Origin of the sequence: Thalassotalea sp. 273M-4, assembly GCF_041410465.1 — a bacterium.
In the GTDB taxonomy this organism is placed as follows: domain Bacteria; phylum Pseudomonadota; class Gammaproteobacteria; order Enterobacterales; family Alteromonadaceae; genus Thalassotalea_A; species Thalassotalea_A aquiviva.
Window position 1 is genome coordinate 2122323 of the sequence record NZ_CP166961.1, and the last position, 20690, is coordinate 2143012.

The 20690-nt window shown below is 40.4% G+C and carries 19 protein-coding genes; 6 read left to right on the top strand and 13 right to left on the bottom strand.

Annotation, left to right across the window (positions count from 1 at the left end):
* Positions 1-136: 136 nt before the first annotated feature.
* Positions 137-1600, bottom strand: coding sequence for a tRNA uracil 4-sulfurtransferase ThiI (gene thiI, locus ACAY00_RS09610; RefSeq protein WP_371372863.1), 1464 nt, complete (start codon positions 1598-1600; stop codon positions 137-139).
* A gap of 404 nt (positions 1601-2004) precedes the next feature.
* Here thiI and ACAY00_RS09615 point away from each other — a divergent pair, with 404 nt between their 5' ends.
* From ACAY00_RS09615 to ACAY00_RS09635, 5 genes are all read left to right on the top strand, one after another.
* Positions 2005-2256, top strand: a complete 252-nt coding sequence (locus ACAY00_RS09615) for an exodeoxyribonuclease VII small subunit (RefSeq protein WP_371372865.1) — start codon at positions 2005-2007, stop codon at positions 2254-2256.
* Positions 2256-3143 (top strand): (2E,6E)-farnesyl diphosphate synthase, encoded by an 888-nt coding sequence (gene ispA / locus ACAY00_RS09620; RefSeq protein WP_371379670.1) that lies wholly within the window; start codon positions 2256-2258, stop codon positions 3141-3143. The genes ACAY00_RS09615 and ispA overlap by 1 nt, the downstream gene beginning before the upstream one ends.
* Before the next feature lie 12 nt (positions 3144-3155).
* Positions 3156-5021, top strand: a complete 1866-nt coding sequence (gene dxs, locus ACAY00_RS09625; protein ID WP_371372867.1) for a 1-deoxy-D-xylulose-5-phosphate synthase — start codon at positions 3156-3158, stop codon at positions 5019-5021.
* A 114-nt stretch (positions 5022-5135) separates the two neighbouring features.
* Entirely contained in the window at positions 5136-6083 is a 948-nt protein-coding gene (locus tag ACAY00_RS09630) for a DUF808 domain-containing protein (protein WP_371372869.1), read from the top strand.
* An 89-nt stretch (positions 6084-6172) separates the two neighbouring features.
* Positions 6173-6379, top strand: coding sequence for a YaeP family protein (locus ACAY00_RS09635; protein ID WP_371372871.1), 207 nt, complete (start codon positions 6173-6175; stop codon positions 6377-6379).
* Between the two features lie 141 nt (positions 6380-6520).
* Here the strand turns inward: ACAY00_RS09635 and ribBA are convergent, their stop codons facing one another.
* From ribBA to ACAY00_RS09695, 12 genes are all read right to left on the bottom strand, one after another.
* Positions 6521-7630, bottom strand: a complete 1110-nt coding sequence (ribBA, locus tag ACAY00_RS09640) for a bifunctional 3,4-dihydroxy-2-butanone-4-phosphate synthase/GTP cyclohydrolase II (RefSeq protein WP_371372873.1) — start codon at positions 7628-7630, stop codon at positions 6521-6523.
* 3 nt (positions 7631-7633) lie between these two features.
* A complete protein-coding gene (locus ACAY00_RS09645) occupies positions 7634-8302 on the bottom strand; it encodes a riboflavin synthase (RefSeq protein WP_371372875.1) in 669 nt (222 codons plus the stop codon).
* A gap of 36 nt (positions 8303-8338) precedes the next feature.
* Positions 8339-9445 carry a bifunctional diaminohydroxyphosphoribosylaminopyrimidine deaminase/5-amino-6-(5-phosphoribosylamino)uracil reductase RibD gene (ribD, locus tag ACAY00_RS09650; protein WP_371379672.1) on the bottom strand — a complete coding sequence of 369 codons (1107 nt, stop codon included), beginning with the start codon at positions 9443-9445 and terminating at the stop codon, positions 8339-8341.
* Between the two features lie 52 nt (positions 9446-9497).
* A complete protein-coding gene (gene nrdR / locus ACAY00_RS09655) occupies positions 9498-9968 on the bottom strand; it encodes a transcriptional regulator NrdR (protein WP_371372877.1) in 471 nt (156 codons plus the stop codon).
* 168 nt (positions 9969-10136) lie between these two features.
* On the bottom strand, positions 10137-11393 hold the full coding sequence (glyA, locus tag ACAY00_RS09660; RefSeq protein WP_371372879.1) for a serine hydroxymethyltransferase: 1257 nt from the start codon (positions 11391-11393) through the stop codon (positions 10137-10139).
* 255 nt (positions 11394-11648) lie between these two features.
* Positions 11649-13301, bottom strand: a complete 1653-nt coding sequence (locus tag ACAY00_RS09665) for an AMP-binding protein (protein ID WP_371372881.1) — start codon at positions 13299-13301, stop codon at positions 11649-11651.
* Positions 13302-13678: 377 nt separating this feature from the next.
* Positions 13679-14722, bottom strand: coding sequence for an inorganic phosphate transporter (locus ACAY00_RS09670; protein ID WP_371372883.1), 1044 nt, complete (start codon positions 14720-14722; stop codon positions 13679-13681).
* A gap of 11 nt (positions 14723-14733) precedes the next feature.
* Positions 14734-15402 carry a DUF47 domain-containing protein gene (locus ACAY00_RS09675; protein WP_371372885.1) on the bottom strand — a complete coding sequence of 223 codons (669 nt, stop codon included), beginning with the start codon at positions 15400-15402 and terminating at the stop codon, positions 14734-14736.
* A 346-nt stretch (positions 15403-15748) separates the two neighbouring features.
* Complete coding sequence (locus tag ACAY00_RS09680) at positions 15749-17110, bottom strand: OprO/OprP family phosphate-selective porin (protein WP_371372887.1); 1362 nt, start codon at positions 17108-17110, stop codon at positions 15749-15751.
* 278 nt (positions 17111-17388) lie between these two features.
* Entirely contained in the window at positions 17389-17496 is a 108-nt protein-coding gene (locus ACAY00_RS09685; RefSeq protein ID WP_371372889.1) for a cytochrome c oxidase subunit 2A, read from the bottom strand.
* 121 nt (positions 17497-17617) lie between these two features.
* Entirely contained in the window at positions 17618-18088 is a 471-nt protein-coding gene (locus tag ACAY00_RS09690) for a CYTH domain-containing protein (RefSeq protein WP_371372891.1), read from the bottom strand.
* Between the two features lie 27 nt (positions 18089-18115).
* Positions 18116-18751, bottom strand: coding sequence for a hypothetical protein (locus tag ACAY00_RS09695; RefSeq protein ID WP_371372893.1), 636 nt, complete (start codon positions 18749-18751; stop codon positions 18116-18118).
* A 316-nt stretch (positions 18752-19067) separates the two neighbouring features.
* Here ACAY00_RS09695 and ACAY00_RS09700 point away from each other — a divergent pair, with 316 nt between their 5' ends.
* Entirely contained in the window at positions 19068-20681 is a 1614-nt protein-coding gene (locus ACAY00_RS09700; protein WP_371372895.1) for an SLC13 family permease, read from the top strand.
* Positions 20682-20690 lie beyond the last annotated feature (9 nt).

A 20690-nucleotide genomic window follows, 5' to 3' on the forward strand; every position in this document is an offset into this window, starting at 1 on the left:
TTAAATAGAACGATAAAAACAAACAAGGCAATGATGTATACTGGTCTACATCATTGCCTTAAGCATTTGAATTTATTTAAAAGTTTCCTACCAACCTTGATTTAATAGGAATGGCAGATAAACCTAAGAGACAGTTTTATGGACGATATACTTTAACGTTCATAAAACCATTATCGTGTAAGTAAAGTGCTTGTAGCTTACTCATCACACCACGGTCACAGTAAAGCAAATAGCTTTTCTCTTGGTCTAAATCGCCAAACTGAGTGGCCAATTTGTAAAATGGAATATGAATAACTTCAACGTCGTCAATTTCAAGCGGATTGAGATCCTCTTCCTCAGGCGAGCGAATATCTACTATCACATTGTCGTGACCGGCACTGTCCACCGTTTCAACATGGTCAACGGTCTTGACTTCTTCTTCAGTTTCTTTAGCGATGTCTCGAATATCTTGTACTCTCGCTTCTTCCACTACTTTGTCTAAGATTGACATATCAAAGTTTGCTTCTTCTGCTTCAATCTTTGACAACACCGCTTTTACGGTTGGTTTTTGCGAAATAACGCCGCAGTATTCTGGGATAGTTTTAGCAAAATCTTCAGTACCGATAACACGGGCGATATCGATAATATCTTGTTTGTCGTAAGCCACAAGAGGACGCAAAATTAATGTTTCGGTGACTCGGTCAATAACATTTAAATTGGTCAAGGTTTGACTTGAAACCTGGCCTAAGGCTTCTCCCGTAATTAACGCTTGAATACCCATACGCTCCGCAATTTGTGCCGCGGCTCGCATCATCATGCGTTTTAACACAACACCCATTTGGCCGTTTTCAATTTTTTCTAAAATTTCAGCGACAACTGGTTCAAAGTCAACGGCAAAGAATTTGACTTTATGCGAAGCACCATACTTATTCCATAAGTAATAACTGACTTGTTTAACCCCAAGTTCGTGCGCAGAGCCACCTAAATTAAAGAAACAGTAATGCGTACGAGCCCCTTTTTTGATCATTTGATAGCTGGCAACACCCGAATCAAAGCCACCTGACATCAATGATAAGACGTCTTCTTGCGTTGCAATAGGGAAGCCACCTAAGCCTTTGTGAGTTTCTGATATGATGTAAAGTTTGTCATCTTTGACGTCGATACGAATGGTCACATCAGGCTTTTTAAGTTGCACACGGGCAGACTCAACGTTTTGATTTAAGCCACCACCAACATACTGCTCTAACTCTAACGAGCTAAAGTCATGGATACCGGTGCGTTTAGCACGCACACAAAACGATTTATTTTCAATCGTTTGACTATGACACTGTAAAGTTTTTTCGAAAATATCATGCAAACCGGTAAATTCAAATTGTTGTACTTCCAAAAACTGAGGTATACCTGGAATACACTTAATGGTATCAATTAAGGCTTGACGATTTTCAGGTGATTCATTCGGTGTTGTCACCTCAATGTTATCCCAGTTAACTCGGGTACGTGCTTGCTCATCCACTCGGCGAATGACATTCTTAATGTTAGAATCAAGAATTTTGGTAAAACGTCGACGAACAGGACGTGATTTGATGGTAATTTCGGATTGTAACTTTACGATAAATTTCATTATCTAGACCAATTAAATAAAAAACCGGCGCATTATACACCAATAACCGCACAGTGAGTATGTTGATTTAGTAAAGTTTAGTTACTCAAGCTTACTATGTCGTTAATTGCGTAAAGAAATGTCGTTCGTTGGTATTATCCTGCTCTTGCTAAAGGTATAATCATTTGACCCTAAGCACTGGCTAAGGTAGTGTTGCGCCTATAGAATCGACCTTAGTCTGTCTTAACCTAATTTACGTGAAGAAAAATAAAACTAAAACAATCAAAAAACCTTCAAGTTAAAGTGTAATGTATTGTTTTTAATGTAATTTATACTTTAGAGCAATGCCATGCAGTAATCGCGAGAGTTTTTACCGGCGATAAAATAGGTTGATCACTTAGGTTTGATAACCATGCGAGGACAAAATGACTAGCAACAAAAACCAAAATCAAACGTTTGAAGAATCCATTAATGAACTCGAAAACATCGTTAATGACCTTGAACATGGCGATTTAAGCCTAGAACAATCGATGACTTTGTTTGAACGCGGACTTGCTTTAAGTAGCTTGAGTCAGGAAAAGCTAAACAAAGCAGAACAAAAAATTCAAATATTGTTGGCTAAAAATGGCGAACAAGAACTGCAAGATATTGATGATTCGGAGCTGACTCAATCGTGATTCAGTTAGAAAATCTTACTCAATACCAACAACGCATTGATAACTACCTCAACTTACAGTTGAGCATGTTAGCCATAAACGATAAAAAGTTACACGATGCGATGACTTATGGCCTACTTATTGGGGGTAAACGGTTAAGACCTTATCTGGTTTACTCTACGGCCTCAATGCTGGGTTTACCCTTAGAAGATGCCGACCCCATTGCAGCGGCGATAGAGTGCATTCATGCTTATTCACTATTGCATGACGACTTACCCGCTATGGATGATGACGATTTAAGACGCGGCAAACCAACCTGTCACATTAAATTTGACGAAGCCACGGCGATTTTGGCTGGTGATAGTTTACAAAGTTTAGCCTTTGATATTCTCGCCAATCATAAATTTGTCAGCATCAAGCCCAAAACCCAACTAAAATTAGTGCAAACTTTGGCTCAATCGGCGGGCTATTTAGGTATGTGTGGGGGGCAAGCGTTAGATATTGAAGCAACCAATAAACACATTTCGCTAGAGCAATTGCAACAAGTGCATCGATTAAAAACAGGCGCTTTATTGAGTGCGGCTATTTTAATGCCAGCAATGTGTAATTTAGCATTACCTCAAGAGCACTTTGAAACCCTAAAACAATACTCGGCCAATATAGGCTTATTGTACCAGGTACATGATGACATTATTGACATCACCAGCAGTGAAGAAATGCTTGGAAAACCTGCCGGCTCTGATGTATTAGCAAACAAATCAACCTACCCTGCGCTACTTGGTTTAGACGGTGCGCTTGAAAAAGAACAAGAGTTATTTCAACAAGCTCTTTTCGCTTTAAGCAGTTTGCCATACAATACACAGAATTTATCGAATTTTTCTACGTTCTTAATTGAACGTACACATTAAGTTTTACCATTTATGACTATAGATCTGGCTCACTATCCATTGCTATCGAACATCGATAAGCCTGAGAATTTAAGAGGATTATCACAAGATAAGCTTAAACAGCTTAGTGATGAATTACGTAGTTACTTACTAAACTCAGTTAGTCGAAGCAGTGGCCATTTTGCCTCTGGCTTAGGTGCGATTGAACTTACAGTAGCATTACATTATGTCTATAACACCCCGTTTGATCAGCTGATTTGGGATGTTGGTCATCAAGCATACCCACATAAAATTTTAACGGGTCGTCGCGATCAGTTACACACCATTCGTCAAAAAGACGGATTGCACCCATTCCCATGGCGCGAAGAAAGTGAATACGATGTGTTAAGTGTTGGTCACTCAAGTACGTCGATTTCTGCCGCTTTAGGTCTTTCTATTGCCGCCGAAAAAGAAAACAAAGGCCGTAAAACGGTTGCGGTCATTGGTGATGGTGCGATGACAGCAGGAATGGCTTTTGAAGCGATGAACCATGCTGGCGACATACACAACGATATGTTAATAGTGTTAAACGATAACGATATGTCGATTTCTGAAAACGTAGGTGCGCTCAACAACCATTTAGCTAAATTATTATCGGGTAGCCTATACACCGGTTTTCGTGAAGGCTCTAAACGTATTTTAGGCTCTATTCCACCGATTAAAGATTTGGCCTCCAGGGCCGAAGAACACATCAAAGGCATGGTGGTTCCATCGACCTTCTTTGAAGAGCTTGGTTTTAACTACATTGGCCCAATTGATGGTCATGATGTTAACTCCTTGGTGGATACCTTACGTAATATGCGTAACCTGAAAGGGCCGCAAATATTGCATGTTGTTACCACCAAAGGTAAAGGCTATGAACAAGCTGAACAAGATCCTATTGGCTACCACGCAGTACCAAAGTTTGATCCAAGCTCTATCGGTTTGCCTAAGTCTAAGCCGGGGTTGCCAACCTACTCTAAAATATTTGGTAACTGGCTATGCGATACCGCCGAGCAAGATGACAAACTGGTTGCGATAACCCCCGCAATGAGAGAAGGCTCGGGGATGGTTGAGTTCAGTCAAAGATTCCCTGACAAATACTATGATGTTGCTATCGCAGAGCAGCACGCAGTGACCTTAGCCGCTGGTTTAGCCATTGGTGGTTTACAACCTGTGGTTGCGATTTACTCAAGTTTCTTGCAACGCGCATACGATCAATTAATTCACGATGTCGCAATTCAAAACCTACCGGTTTTATTTGCTATTGACCGTGCTGGTATTGTTGGTGCTGACGGTCCTACCCATCAAGGGGCATTTGATTTATCTTTCTTACGCTGTATTCCTAATATGGTGGTGATGGCACCTTCAGATGAAGCCGAATGTCAATTGATGCTCAACACGGGTCACAAGCATCAAGGTCCGGCAGCAGTACGCTACCCGCGTGGTTCAGGTACCGGTGCACCGCTTCAAGGTATTGATCAAACAATTGACATTGGTAAAGGTGTGGTTAAAAAGCCAGGCAAAGACATTGCCCTACTCTGTTTTGGTACCTTGTTAACCGAAGCGAGTAAAGTCGCGGAACAATTAGGCGCGACTTTAGTTGACATGCGATTTGTGAAACCGCTTGATACGGCTCTACTCACCGAGCTAGCGCAGCAACACACAACCTTTGTCACCATTGAAGATAACGCCATTGCCGGTGGTGCCGGTTCTGCGGTGAATGAATTTATGCAAAGTATTCAAAGTTCGGTATCATTACTTAATATAGGTCTACCAGATCAATTTATTAAACACGGTACGCAAGAAGAAATTCATGCGGAACTTGGTCTTGATGCGAATGGCATTCAAAAACAAATTGATGCATTTTTAAAAGGGTAAGTTGACGGCTCGCGCAACAGTCAGAGTATGTCAACGCCAACACCATAATAATAAAAGCCCTGACCTTATGTCGGGGCTTTTTTGTTTAAAAATTAACTATAAATAGGACATATCATGGCCGGAACCAGCCTTTTAGCTCTGATCGATAAAATCGCCGTAGCATTGGATGATATTGCGGTATTAACCAAAGTGGCGGCGAAAAAAACGGCCGGTGTGTTAGGCGACGACTTAGCCTTAAATGCCCAACAAGTTCAGGGGGTAAGTGCTGATAGAGAGTTACCCGTGGTCTGGGCCGTCGCCAAAGGTTCTTTTGTTAATAAGCTTATTTTAGTCCCAGCTGCTTTGCTGATGAGCGCATTTTTACCTATTTTGATCACCCCCTTACTGATGCTAGGGGGTATTTATTTATGTTTTGAAGGGGTTGAAAAAATCAGTCATAGCTTTTTCACCTCAAAACAGCAAAAGCAACAGGAGCATCAGCAAGACTTGATGGCACTCGTCGATCCGAGCGTTGATTTAGTTGAATATGAAAAAGACAAGATTAAAGGGGCGATTAAAACCGATTTTATTTTGTCCGCAGAAATCATCGTTATTGCCCTAGGTACGGTTCAAGACAAAGGCATTTGGGAACAAACCGCGGTGGTTTCGTTAATCGCCTTACTGATCACGGTCGGGGTTTATGGTTTGGTCGCTCTAATTGTAAAACTCGATGACATCGGCTTGCATTTACTGCGCAAAAGCGTGGTTGAAAAGCGCACTAAGGGCAAAGCGAAATCATTTAATCTAAAACAATTTTGTGGCAAAGCGTTATTGGCTTTTGCCCCTAAGTTGATGAGAACCCTAGCGGTGGTCGGCACTGCAGCCATGTTTTTAGTCGGGGGTGGTATTTTGGTTCATGGCATCCCAGTATTACATCATGCGTTAACCGACTTTGAAATTTCTTTTAGCAGTGGTTGGATACATTGGTTGTCAGCCCCCATTTTTAATGCCGGTGTAGGCATTATATTTGGTAGCATAGCCCTGATCTGTTTGCATTTTGCGAAAAAGGTTTTTAACAAATAATCCGCATCTTTTATCCATATCAATACATGCGTAGCGCGATGTGCGATACTCAAGCCTTGATGAGTTAGTATGATTAAATCAGGTGAAAAATGAATATTTACGAGTGCAGCGAATTAGTCCGTGAGCAATACGCCTTAATTGGCAGTGGCGATCAAGGCTATATTCCCAAAGCCATTCATTGTGCGATTAAAACATTAAATGACATTACCGTCGATCAAAGTGTGCCAATGGAAGTTCGCAAACAAGCAGCCTTTGCAGCGGCTAACTTGCTTATTTCAGATCATGAAGATAAATAAGGCGTTTAGGTAAAACTCAAATAGCTAAGAAAAAACAACAAAGAAAGACATTGTGGTTCTAAAGTGGAACCGTGGTTCTATAAAAAAAGGAGAGAAACGAATATCGTCTCTCTCCCTTAATATTGAATGATTAAAGCGCTTTTACTCTGAAATATATTCTACGATTTCAAGGCCAAACCCCGACAATGAATGATATTTTGTTTGCGAGGTAAGTAGGCGCATTTTATGCACCCCTAAGTCGGCTAAAATCTGTGAACCAACACCCACATTGCGCGAACCGACATGCTTTTGCACTTCGGTAACCTCTTCACCGTCATCTTGCATTTGGTACTTTTGAGTTTGGTTAATCAACTCCATTGGTGACTCATGTTTACCAAGTAATACCAATACCCCACCCTCGCGACCAATGCGCTCCATGGCTTTACCAATAGGCCAAGTGTTTTTGCTGTCTCTAGTGGAGAACAATAAATCACGGAAGGTGTTTTCTAAGTGCACTCGAACAAGCGTGGCGCTGTCGTCTTTAATATCACCTTTGGTTAAAGCAAAATGAGTCTGACCATCAATGGTATCGGTATAAGCCACTAAATCAAAATCACCGTATTGGGTTGGTAATTTACATTCACTCACCCTTTTTATGGTGGTCTCCGTGGCATTACGATATTCAATTAAATCTGCAATGGTGCCCATTTTTACACCATGCTTTTGCGCGATGACTTCAAGATCTGGGCGTCTTGCCATGGTGCCATCTTCATTTAATATTTCAACAATAACCGCTGCAGGCTCCAAGCCAGCTAGGCGCGCTAAGTCAACCCCAGCTTCGGTATGGCCAGCACGGTTTAGCACACCGCCATCTTTGGCAATTAAAGGAAATATATGACCGGGTTGCACAATAGAGCGATGATCCGAGTCTTTGCCAACGGCGGCTAAAATGGTGGTCGCTCTATCGGCCGCTGAAATCCCCGTAGTCACACCGCGAGCAGCTTCAATCGATACGGTAAAATTAGTGGTAAATTGGGCATCATTTTTATCCACCATTAAGGGTAATTTAAGGCGTTCACAGCGTTCGCGTGACATCGGCAAACAAATTAAGCCACGACCGTGTGTGGCCATAAAGTTTATCGCCTCAGGGGTAACAAGCTCTGCTGCCATAATGAAGTCACCTTCATTTTCACGGTCTTCATCGTCCATCAAAATAACCATTTTGCCTTGAGCGATGTCGTTAATAATTTCTTCTGGTGTGTTTAGTTTCATTTTCTAACCTTTTATAAACCCGCTTTGCATTAGGAGATCTTTACTGACGCCATTAGATGGTTTTTCTTCAACATTATCGGCCTTGCATAATAGCAAACGCTCGATATAACGTGCGATTAAATCGACTTCAATATTAACAATATGACCACTTTGATATGAACTTATAATGGTTTGTTCACTGGTGTGTGGCACTATGGTTAAACGGAATTTGTCTTGTTCTACCGAATTAACGGTTAAACTGGTACCGTCAATGGTAATGGAGCCTTTTTCGGCAACATAAGGGGCTAATGCAGGCTCTAATGAAAGCCAATATTCGTACGCATTACCCACCTTGCTTATCGATAGCACTTTACTCACACCATCGACATGCCCACTGACCATGTGCCCACCAAAGCGCGTGGTTGGTAACATCGCCTTTTCGAGATTAACTTTAGTGCCAACTTGATACGTTGCAAAAGCCGTTCGTTTTACCGTTTCTAAAGAAACATCGGCACTAAAGCTGCTGTGATTAAACTCAACCACGGTCAAACAAACGCCATTAGTCGCAATTGAGTCACCTAGTTTGACATCACTAAAGTCGAGCTGGCCACCGTCAATGACAACGCGAGCCCCATTACTGTTGAGAGACATAGCCTTTATATGGCCAACCGCCTCAACGATTCCTGTGAACATGTATTTTTACCTTTATCCGTTCTATCCCAACTGGTTTTAGGATGTTTGGTTGTTGTTTATGCTGGCAATAAGCTTAATGTCATCGCCGACTCTTCGAACGTCTTTAATGGTTAATGGTATGGCATCTTTTAATGTCGTAAGCTGAGGTATATCAAATAACCCTCGAGCATCATTTGCCATGATTTTGGGGGCTTGGTATAAAATCAGTTCATCAACCAATTGTTGCTCAAGTAAAGCACCGGCCAATTGTGCCCCTGTTTCTACCCATAAATCGTTCACCCCAAGTTCGGCTAATTTAAGCAATAGATCATTAAGATCGGCTTTTCCCGCACGTTCTTTTACGGTCAATAGGGTAACGTGATTGGGCCAATTTTGACTTTCATTTTGATCAATACGCACAAGTATAATGTCAGAAGGTATATTGAACAAAGCTAAGTCAGAGGTCAGTCGTTTGCGAGTATCAACAATAACTCGTTTAGGTTGACGTAACTCTGACTCTGCCAATGTCGGCTGTCGCAAGCTAAGCTCTTGAAAACGAACATTTAATCTTGCGTCGTCTTGGATTACGGTATCTGCCCCTGTTAATATCGCACAGCTCTTTGCGCGATAAACTTGCACATCACTGCGTGCTTGAGGCCCTGTTATCCACTTACTTTCACCTGATGCCATTGCCGTTTTACCATCGATGGAGCTGGCCATCTTTAAACGCACCAAGGGTTTTTTCGACACCATTCGCTTAATAAAGCCAGGGTTTAGGGCTTGCGCATCGGATTGTAAAACCCCGACAGAGGTTTTTATTCCAGCCTCGTTTAACAGCTTAATGCCACGACCACTGACTAAAGGATTGGGATCTTGCATGCCAATCACCACTCGAGCCACCTTGGCATCAATTAACGCCTGTGCGCACGGAGGCGTTTTGCCAAAGTGGCTACAGGGCTCTAATGTCACATAGGCAGTACAACCCGCTATCAGCTCTTTGTTGCGACAGTTCGCCAACGCATTAACTTCAGCATGCCCTTGGCCAGGCTTTTGGTGCCAACCTTTGCCGATAATGTTGCCATTATTGACCAGAACACAACCAACATTGGGGTTTTCTGCGGTTGTAAAGACACCTTGCTTAGCAAGCTCAATAGCTTGTTGCATAAATTGTTGATCGATAATGTGCTGTGTTGTCACGGTAAAAATCCCTGTCCTGTTAAGACTTCTTTGACGGATCATCGCTACCTAAACGAGCGATTTCTTCGCCAAACTCGCGTATATCTTCAAATGAACGATACACCGAGGCAAAACGAATATAAGCGACTTTATCAAGCGCTTTAAGTTGCTCCATGATGATGTTACCAAGGAATTCACTGCTTACTTCACGCTCACCGGTAGCCCGTAATTGTGATTTTAACTTAGTAATAGAAAGCTCAATCTGATCAATTCCTACAGGTCGTTTTTCTAACGAGCGCAACATGCCTGCACGAAGCTTATCTTCATTAAAAGGCTCTCGTGAGCCATCGCGTTTAATGATCCTTGGCATCACTAACTCGGCCGTTTCAAACGTGGTAAATCGTTCTCGACAATCTAAACACTCTCTTCGGCGACGCACCTGATGACCATCAGAAATTAATCTGGAGTCAATAACTTTGGTTTCGGTCGCTGCGCAAAAAGGACAAAACATAAAATTCCTGCAGTGTTAATCAGTTAGGACAACAGATAATGGTAGATAACCAAGTGTATCGTCCGGGTATAGGGTTTAAATAGCCATCGCAAAAAAAATGGCCGCAAGTGCGACCATTTTATACGTTTTTCACTTCATTGCGAAGTGTTCAAACCGATTAAAGCGAAATTACGCGTACACAGGGAAACGAGCACATAGCTCTTTAACTTGTGACTGTACACGAGTGATCACGTCTTCGTTGTTGATATCGTCTAAAATATCACAAATCCAACCGGTCAGTAAGGTGGTTTCTTCTGCACCAAAACCGCGACGGGTAATCGCAGGTGTACCAAGGCGTAGACCTGAAGTCACAAACGGTGAGCGCGGGTCATTTGGCACTGAGTTTTTGTTTACCGTAATGTGGGCGCGACCAAGCGCGGCATCGGCATCTTTACCTGTAATATCTTTGTCAATTAAATCAAGTAATAACAAGTGGTTTTCAGTACCGTTTGATACCACCTTATAACCACGTTCTTGTAGTACAGACACCATGGTCTTAGCATTATCAAGAACCGCTTGTTGGTACTCTTTAAACTCTGGTTCTAAGGCTTCTTTAAAGGCAACCGCTTTAGCCGCGATCACATGCATTAATGGACCACCTTGACCACCAGGAAACACCGCTGAGTTTAATTTTTTCTCAATGGTTTCATCTTCACAAGCAGAAAGAATCAGACCACCACGAGGGCCCGCCAATGTTTTGTGGGTTGTGGTTGTGACAACGTGCGCGTGTGGTAATGGGTTCGGGTAAAGACCTGCGGCAACTAGGCCAGCAACGTGTGCCATATCAACCATTAAGTAGGCGCCTACTTTATCGGCGATTTCGCGAAAACGAGCCCAGTCAACAATACCAGAAAACGCTGAGAAACCAGCCACAATCATTTCAGGTTTATGTTCAACGGCTAAACGCTCAACTTCAGCGTAATCGATATCGCCGGTTACAGGGTCTAGGCCGTATTGAATCGCATCATAAAGCTTACCAGAGAAGTTTACATGTGAGCCGTGAGTCAAATGACCACCATGCGCCAAGCTCATCCCCAATACTTTTGCCCCTGGTGTTACTAATGCTTGAAATACCGCTGAGTTTGCTTGAGAGCCTGCGTGTGGTTGAACATTAGCATAAGTTGCGCCAAATAATTCACATGCACGGTCAATCGCTAAAGCTTCTGCTTTATCAACAAACTCACAACCACCATAATAACGCTTTCCAGGGTAACCTTCTGCGTATTTGTTGGTTAACTGTGAACCTTGCGCTTCTAAAACGCGTGGGCTGGTGTAGTTTTCAGAAGCGATAAGTTCGATATGCTCTTCTTGACGAACCACTTCATCCGTCATTGCTTGCCATAATTCAGGGTCAAAATCAGCAATGTTCATATCACGTGTAAGCATGGAGTTTCCTCTGTAAGATAAAATACTGGAATTGTTTGAAGATTTGGCCCAAGAAACTTAAAAGGCCGAGCTTTTGGTCCAAATCAAACGCAACAAAATTAAAATTTTTATGGCGGTATTTTGCCTTAACGGATTAAAGATGTATACGGCTATTTGTGTATATCTTTCAGAAAACAGCGATAAGCTTTAATAGGTCATAAAAAAGCCACTTTAAAACACGTTTAAAGTGGCTTTTCCTGCACAGAAAGTTTTACTTTAGCGTAAATCTTTGCGCAAAATTTTGCCCACATTTGATTTAGGCAGCTCATCCCTAAACTCAATCAGTTTTGGTACCTTGTAGTTGGTTAAATGCTGCTTACAATGCGCAATAATATCTTTTTCACGAACACCGTTATTGACCACCACAAAGACTTTAATGGTTTCACCCGACACAGGATGTGGCACCCCAATGGCAGCGGCTTCAACGACATCATTCATTTGGGTAATAACCTCTTCGATTTCATTCGGAAACACATTAAACCCAGATACATTGATCATATCTTTTTTACGATCAACAATTCTAAACAAGCCAAATTCATCCATGGTGGCAATATCACCCGTGGCAAGCCAACCATCTTTGATAACTTCGGCCGTTGCTTCTTCGCGCTTATAATAGCCTTGCATAACTTGCGGACCTTTCACCCACAATTCACCTTTTTCACCAACCTCACACTCAGTACCATCGTCCTTAATTAGTTTGATTTCGGTTGATGGTACTGGCATACCAATTGAGCCATTGTATGAGTCTTGGTAATACGGGCAGACCGTGACAATAGGTGATGTTTCGGTTAAACCATAGCCTTCTAACAAACACGTTTTAGTCACTTGTAGCCATTTATCGGCAACAGATTTATGCACCGACATACCACCACCTAGCGCCAGTTTTAGGGTGCTAAAGTCTAAACGAGAAAACTCTGGGGTATTTAACAAACCATTAAATAGGGTATTTACCCCACTCATAGCGGTAAATGGGTACTTACTTAGCTCATTCACAAAGCCTTTCATATCACGAGGGTTGGTGATCAGTAAGTTTTTTGCCCCTAAGGTTAAGAACATTAAGCAGTTAGCGGTTAAAGCAAAGATATGATACAGAGGCAGTGCTGTTACAATTAACTCTTCACCCTCGATAAAAATTGGCGTTAACATGGCTTTGGCTTGGTTGATGTTGGCCACCATATTACGGTGCGATAACATCGCTCCCTTCGCAACCCCAGTGGTACCACCGGTATATTGTAAAAAGGCTAAATCGTCACCTGTAATATCAACATGTTTAAACGGACTTCTCGCCCCTAATGCCATTGCACGCTTGAAGCTTTTCGCCTTTGGCATTTTAAATGGTGGCACCATTTTTTTAACGTATTTAACCGCTAAATTCACCATGGTACCTTTAACAGGACCTAAACAATCGCCCAATTGAGTTAAAATAGTATGTTTAATTGGGGTCCGATAAATCACTTTTTCTAAGGTAGAAGCAAAATTTTCAACAATAATAATGGCTTTTGCTTCAGAATCTTTTAATTGATGTTCTAATTCTCTGGCAGTATATAACGGGTTAACATTCACCACGGTTAGACCGGCAATAAGAGCACCAAATAAAGCAATCGGATACTGCAAACAATTAGGGATCATAATGGCGAACTTATCGCCTTTTTGTAATCCAAGCTCATTTTGCAGATACGAGGCAAAAACCATTGCTTGAGTATGAAGTTCACGATACGTAAGCTCTTGCCCCATATTAATGTAAGCGACTTTTGAGCTGTGCTTCGTTGTATACGTTTGAAAGATTTCGGCTAAAGATGTGTATTTGTCAGCATTAATTTCATGCGGGATATCTGACGGATAACTCTTTTCTAACCATAGTTTTTCCATGAAGACCTCTGTTTTCTTGCGGAATCGAGAATTAACTTAGTGCCGTATCGGCTTTATAGATTATGGGTGTTAATTCGATTAATCATTTTAACGGGTGCTGAGTCACTGACTTTAATATTTACTGGAAGCTAAATACGCTATTGATATTAAGGTAGGAGTCAGAGTTAAATTAATCTTCCATACTAGCCTTTCTTGCATAAAACTGCATGTAAAATTTAATATTTGATTAATAAAAACAAAATAGCTGATAACTTAAACAGCTATCAGCTATACGAAAATTGATAATCTGGTCTTAACGCCCAGACAATCCGCTTATCCTAAATAGCTTAAATCAAGCATGCAATCTTTTTTTACAAAATGTTACCGCTTGTCAGTGATTAAACCACCTGTTGTTGAAAGAGGTTTTTAACAAAGAATAGTAAAATACCACAGACTATCATTGAGATGATTGGGGTCGAAAACCAGCCACCGACAATACGCATGGCCACGCCCCATTTTACAGGCGTTTTCTTGTATAAGCCTAAACCAATAACGGCACCAATAACTGCTTGTGAACTTGATACCGGCACCAGAGGCAAAGAAGGGAGACCGGCAGCATCAAGTACTTCTTTTAGTCCCGATGATGCAAAAAGAAATAACACAATAGAATGTGCCATCACCACAACCCATGCCAATACAGGCGTTAGCGTCATTAAGCCGTCGCCTACAGTCATCATCACGCGTCTTGAGTAAGTAAAAACACCCACACCTATAGCTATGCCCCCAATTAAAAAAAGTTGCGCTGTACTTGAAAATTCAATCCCAAATATATAAAAAGACTCAAATGGAGATTGGGGAACAAAAACCCCCATGACGTTGGCAATATTATTGGCGCCAAGACTATAAGAGCCAAAAGCTCCCGCTAATAGCAAACCAATACGGGTATAATTATCCAACTGAAACAACCCTAATTTGGCATGATGTAAAACGTAATTCACTAAACGATACAAACCTACAGCAACGAAAGCCGATAAAATTGGACACAAAAACCAGGTACCAACAATTTTACTTAACACAGAGGGATCGGTTGGGGTATTAGAAAATAAATTCCACCCTATAATCGCTCCGACAATGGCTTGACTAGTAGAAACAGGTAGCGAAGCTTTAGTCATCCAATAAACAGTAACAGCCGCCGATAGAGCTACGGTAAACGCCCCTCCTAATGCAGTGATGCTGCCAAGCTTACCAAGTGTATGTGACGCACCTGCGCCGCTGACCACAGCACCAAGAGTCACCATAATGGCGCATATCCAAGCTGCTGTTGTAAAGCGAACCATTTTTGTACCAACAGCCGTACCAAAAACATTGGCCGCATCATTAGCACCTAGAGACCAACCAAGAAGCAACCCGCTGGAGAGAAATATTATGGTTATAAGTTCCATGTATCTTCCTATTAAATACTGCGTTTAAGGGTATAAATGAAAATTTTGTCTACCGTATCTTCTGCTAGGTTGGCGATATCATCTATGCGGTCAATAAAATATCTTGTTTGAATTTTTTGCTCTAGGCTCAAATCTGAATCAAATATTTTCATTTTTAATGCAGTACAAGCCTTATCGGCTTCACTTTCAAAATATTGTGTCTTTTTGGTGTATTCCCTCACCCGCTCTAAATCGGAAAAAAAACTACGAGTACACAACACCATGTTATCTACGCTATTGGTCACTTGCTTTAGTAACTCTTGCATCGCCTCTTGGGTATCATCGCCAAAAACAGGTTTCTCAATTTTAATATGAATGCCTATCGCTTCATGCAAATTGACAATTTCATCTAGAAGCTCTAACAGCTCCATCACGTCCGCCCTAGCATCAGGAATTAATGTTTTTTCAAACAGCAATGTTTCAATTTCTCGGCGTAAATAATCCGCTTCGCTTTCATTACGCGTCAACTCATATAAGGTTGTTATCGATTGTTTAGAACGAGGACCGGTTTGAAAGAAGTTATCCCATAAGGAATTAAAGATAAGTTGGCTCTTGGTTACGCGATCAAGATAGTGATGAATTTTATCATCCGTTTTTCGGCTATTAGATAATAAGGAAAAAGTCTTTTTAAAGTTAAACATACATACCCCAACTAAAACTGTCATACAAACTCAAAACTAGTATACCTATAAAAGCTTTAATAACATAGGGATGTAAGTATCATTATCGGAGTTTATCTAGCACTATTGATCAATATCAATGGTTTAAAAATATGGCTGATTAAACATATTGATAACTGAGCAGATGATGCCATGTTTTCAATAGAAAGAACGATTAATGATGGATTGCTATTACCCATCTAAAGGTCAGCATAAAATGGATAAGAGAGAGGATGTAGCTAAAAAAATAAAGGGCATAATTTTTATGCCCTTTAACAATCAATACTCAGATTCAAGTGGCTAGCCCACTTGGCTGTACTGTATTACATCAGAATAAGAATTCTAAACGCCCAGCGGTAATATTTACATCAGCATCGGCAATATCAGCGTTTTCATCCGTTTCAACAATAGAATGATTTAAACGAATGATAATATTGGTATTGACGTACCAGTTAACACCAAATGTCCAGTTGGTTAATTTACCACTCATAAGATCTTTGGTTTTACCTTTGTTATCAAGGTAAGTATCGCTGTTGTTAGCATCCATCGTATCGTAGCGCACAATAAACTCAAGATCGCCATTTTGAGCGCTTGGGATCACCGGGCCAAACTCACCATCACTTAAGTTATATGGACGACCGTCGCCCAATAAGAAGTATGAAAGTTCAGCATAATAACCATCTACTTTATAATCAACGCCTGAATTTTCGCCTTTAAATGAAAAGTCATTGTTTATATATTCACTTTGGAAATAAAACTTATCATAGCGTGCTGCAATTTCTAACGATGTCGTTTGAATATCATCAACATGCAGACCTTTCCAAGGTTTTAATTTCTGATATAAAAATGCGATATCATGAACTTCACCTTTCATCTTCACATAATCTAGATCGACTGCAAAAGGTGTTGTTTTTAAAACGCTTGCACCTACATGGAAAAAGCGAGATGCATCTTCATTGATAATAGGGCGATATAACGCTCGTGCTGAATAACCAGTTCGCTCTGAAGCAACTGATGCTTTTTCCCAGTCTGCAATATTATCTTCAATATCCGCGATAACATCATCCCAGTCATCACCATCTTCGGCGGCCCCAGCAATTGCATCGGCAATTTCATCGTCAACCAAGTCATCTTTTTCATCATTCATTTTGGTTTCTTCACCAAAAATGCTTACGCCAACAAAGTAGCGAGGATCCCAGTAATCAAAACTCACACCTACTCGGCGACCAGGTGCAGAAAAATCAGAGATAGACGAAGTTTCCATAAGAGGATACCAGCGGGAAGTAGTCACTTCAGCAATACTAAAAAATGGCTTGTGATTACCTATTTTAATGGTGGCATTTTCAAATGGATCATATGACACCCACATGTCTTTGACTTTGGTTTTATTGTTTTTAAAGTCAATATCAAATTCGCCAGCCCAATCTTTATAGAACTGAGTTTTAATTGCCAAGCGGGCGCGACGAAAATCAGCATTAGTACTGATCAGGTTTTCACCTTCATGCTCAGAAATGTTTTTGGCATCAAGCATGATACGCCCATCAAACTTCCACTTAAAGTTTCCGTCTGCGCTAGCAAATTTAAAGTACCCTTTATCAAATTCAGCGCTTACATCACTTGCTGTTGCAGGTAAAGAAATTGCTGAGGACAAAATAGCACTGGTTATTAGTAGCTGTTTTTTATTCCACATGGTGCTTCTCCAATGTTGTAAGTAATTAGTTGTTTTTTTAATATTTTATTTTTATCGTTGTTAAATCACTGTCATTTTCTTCAATTTTCATTATGTCTTTAAAACCCACCTGAAAACTGTAAGACAAACTCAAACTCTACACTTGCAATGATTACATAAACTGTTTATTTTTTTTACTTTTAATGGATGATAAACATACACATTGTTGATTAAAATCAAGTTCGCAACGTTAAAGCACAAATAAATGGTTTAAATTCATCTTACAGTTAGCAACTTAACTACGAGTAATTCATAAACAAATTAAAGACACCAAACCAAAAAGCTAAAATAGCCAATGCTAAAAAAACCAGCACAAGGCCTGAAATTTGAGACTTTGTCATATCCATAATCCTTTTTGTTGAGAGTTGCGTTACCCCTTACCCTGTATTAAGCACCATGACTGATTTTTTCAGCCTTAATGTATTTATAAAAAAAGAGTGAAGGGGGTAGAACCTTCACTCTTTGGCGTTACCATTTGGTATAGGGATTACTCATAAGCATGGAGTTGTAATATTTCACATCCCCTGTTACTTCATCTCCTAGCCACTCAGGTTTTGCAAACGCCTCATCTTCTGCCGTCAGTTCAACCTCAGCCACCGTAAGACCTAAGTTGTCCAAATAAAATTCGTCAACCTCATAAGTGTGATCTTCTACGTTTACCAAATACCGGGTTTTATCTATGACACCAGGTTCACATATCGCCAACAATGCCTTTGCATCATCCACTGAAATTTCGCGCTCCCATTCATAGCGACTGGCACCAGACTCACTTCCAATACCTTTAATGGTTAAAAATCCTTTATCACCCTTCGTTCTTACGCGAACCGTACGTTCAGGGACAGAACTTAAATAACCTTGAATAATTCGAGTTTGTTTATGGGCAAGAGTCTTGAATGAGTCATTCTTAACCAGGAACTTCCTTTCTATTTCAACAGCCACTTTTTGTACTCCTTAGTTAATGCGAATTTAGTTCGCCAATGGTTTATTGATCATACCGATAACACGTTTAATGGCTTGTAAATAGTTAATATTTTCTATCCCTTCAAGACCACAATCGGCGATGGTTTTTTTAATGTCATCAATTTCAGTAGATTCAGAATTAATCGATACTATTTTTGCTCCATTGACCAAAACATTGGCTGTTTCACAGAGCGTGTCATTAACCATGTAGCCAAAACGTTGTTTATGGACATTAACCGCTTGTAAGTCGGGGTGGGCATTAACAATTGATAAGAAGTCCTCAAGGGTGTAGGTTTCTTGCGATAATTTAGGCATTTCAACTTTAAAAGCAGGAAAAACTTCTTTTTCTAACTGCGCAGCTGACATCGGAAATTCACCTTTCATTAGCGGGTTCCATTGCTCTAATCCATCGACATCTTGGACAAAGGTTTTAATGTCCATTTTACCATCACGAATCTTGGTGTTATTAATGTCATTGGTGCGAGATAGAATATAAACTTCACTGCTTTCACGCTCCCAAACTTTCTCAGGGATAGGCACCGATAAACGTGCCATTCGTTTACCTGCCACATCAAAATTTTGACCAAAGGTTCTAAATTCAAATCTTGGCTTTGATATTTCACCAACTTTTAATGTCGTCATATTCTTCATCCTATTTTTAAACTTACATTAATTTTTTAAACAAAATAGTTTTAACTTAAACTGACAACATTAAAACATCAGAGCTATCGCCTTAAATTGATATAAATCAACAATCAAACCAATTAGTTTCAACTAAAACATACACGACAAAGGCATTCATTAACAACAAGAACAAAAACATAAAGAACTAATTTAAAAGGAATATACGATAAATAACACATAAAGTTTGACCTAGATCTTGTTCTCAAAGTGTAAGATCAAGTAAGGTCTTATGAGATATCCTGTATTAAAAAGATATGACAAATAAGGTGCAAGTATGAGCCTAAGTAAAGAATCCGAATTCGATCCGCTCGATATGCGACACTATCGTATTGAAAAATTACCCACCAGAGATAAAAGTGGATTTGAAAAGTTATTAGAAAAAGTTGGCCTGCCTTTGGCCTTCACTGCCTTCATCTTAATTGTCTTTATTATTGATGTGCCTTATTTGACAAATATTGATCCTAGCCTTCTTGGCAACAAAGCACTCTCACAATTAAATACATTAGGGGCCGCTGAATTTTCTCGAATTAACATAGCGATGCTTGCCATTTTCGTTGCTGCGATAATCTTGTGGATAACCGAAGCAATTCCAAATTATTTGACCTCTTTGTTAGTGATTATATCGATAGTACTGACAGGTGTAACCAGTGAACGAGATGCTTATGCCCAAATGGGGCACCCAGTTATGTGGCTAAATATCTTATCGTTTATATTAGCGAGCATGCTGGTTAAAACCGCTGTTGCAAAGCGTTTTGCGCTATGGTTTGTGGTCCGATTTGGACATAATGCCGCCAGTGTATTTTTTAGCTTTATGTTTATTAACATAATCTTGTCAATGTTTATTTCAGCGACAACAGCTAAAGCAACGATATTGTTGCCAATTTTTATGGTGGTCGCGGCTGTTTTTGGCGCGACAGGTGGTGATAATAAGAACAACTTTGGTCGAAACCTGGTTTTACAAAATTTGTTTCAAATAAACATTGGCGCAGGCATGTTTATTACGGGGTCAGGAGCAAACTTACTCGCAGGAGCTTTAATTGCGGGGGCGATTGCTGAAATGAATGATTTCTCCTTTTACACCTGGATGGAAGCGGCATTTTTATTAGCATTTATTAATATGTTTATTGGTTGGTTTGTGGGCACAAAACTCATTTTTAAAATTCCAAAAAAAGAGTCCATACCACAAATTCAAGGCGGATTGCACAGATTAAAACAAGAACTTGATGGCATGGGCCCAATCAAGTTTGAAGAAATTAAAGCCATCATCATCTTTGTTTTAGTTCTAACGGGTTGGGTTTTAGATACTTATCATGGTATTAGTAAAACAGCCGTTGCCTTTATGGGGGCTGTTGCTGCACTGATGCCAGGTATCGGCATCGTTAAGTGGAATGATGTTGACATCCCATGGCATCTACTTCTTTTCTCTGCGGGTGCATACACCTTAGGTGCGGGCTTTAAATCAACTGACCTTCCTGCGATAACTGTGGATGCTTTATTTAATTTTTTAGGGTTTTCACAAACCACTCCGTTTTGGGCTTTATACTTAATTTTAACCGGTGGCATGATTTTTAGTGCATTAGTGTTTCAATCAAAAACCATGCGCACCTTGGTTTTTGTGCCTATTTCAATTGGGGTTGCTCAAAAATTTGGTTACCCCATTTTAAGCTTAGCATTACCGGTCGCCTTGTTAATAGAGCATGTTTATGCATTGCCATTTAATAGTAAACCAGCAGCCTTATTGTATGTGACGAACCACTATTCTTGGTCAGATACGTTTAAGTTTGGCCTTAGCATGTTGGTTATTGGTTGGTTGATGATTATTCTTTGGGGGGAAACTTGGTTACGATATTTAGGTTACACCCCTAACGGTGTGTTTGGTATTTTTTAACCCTTATCG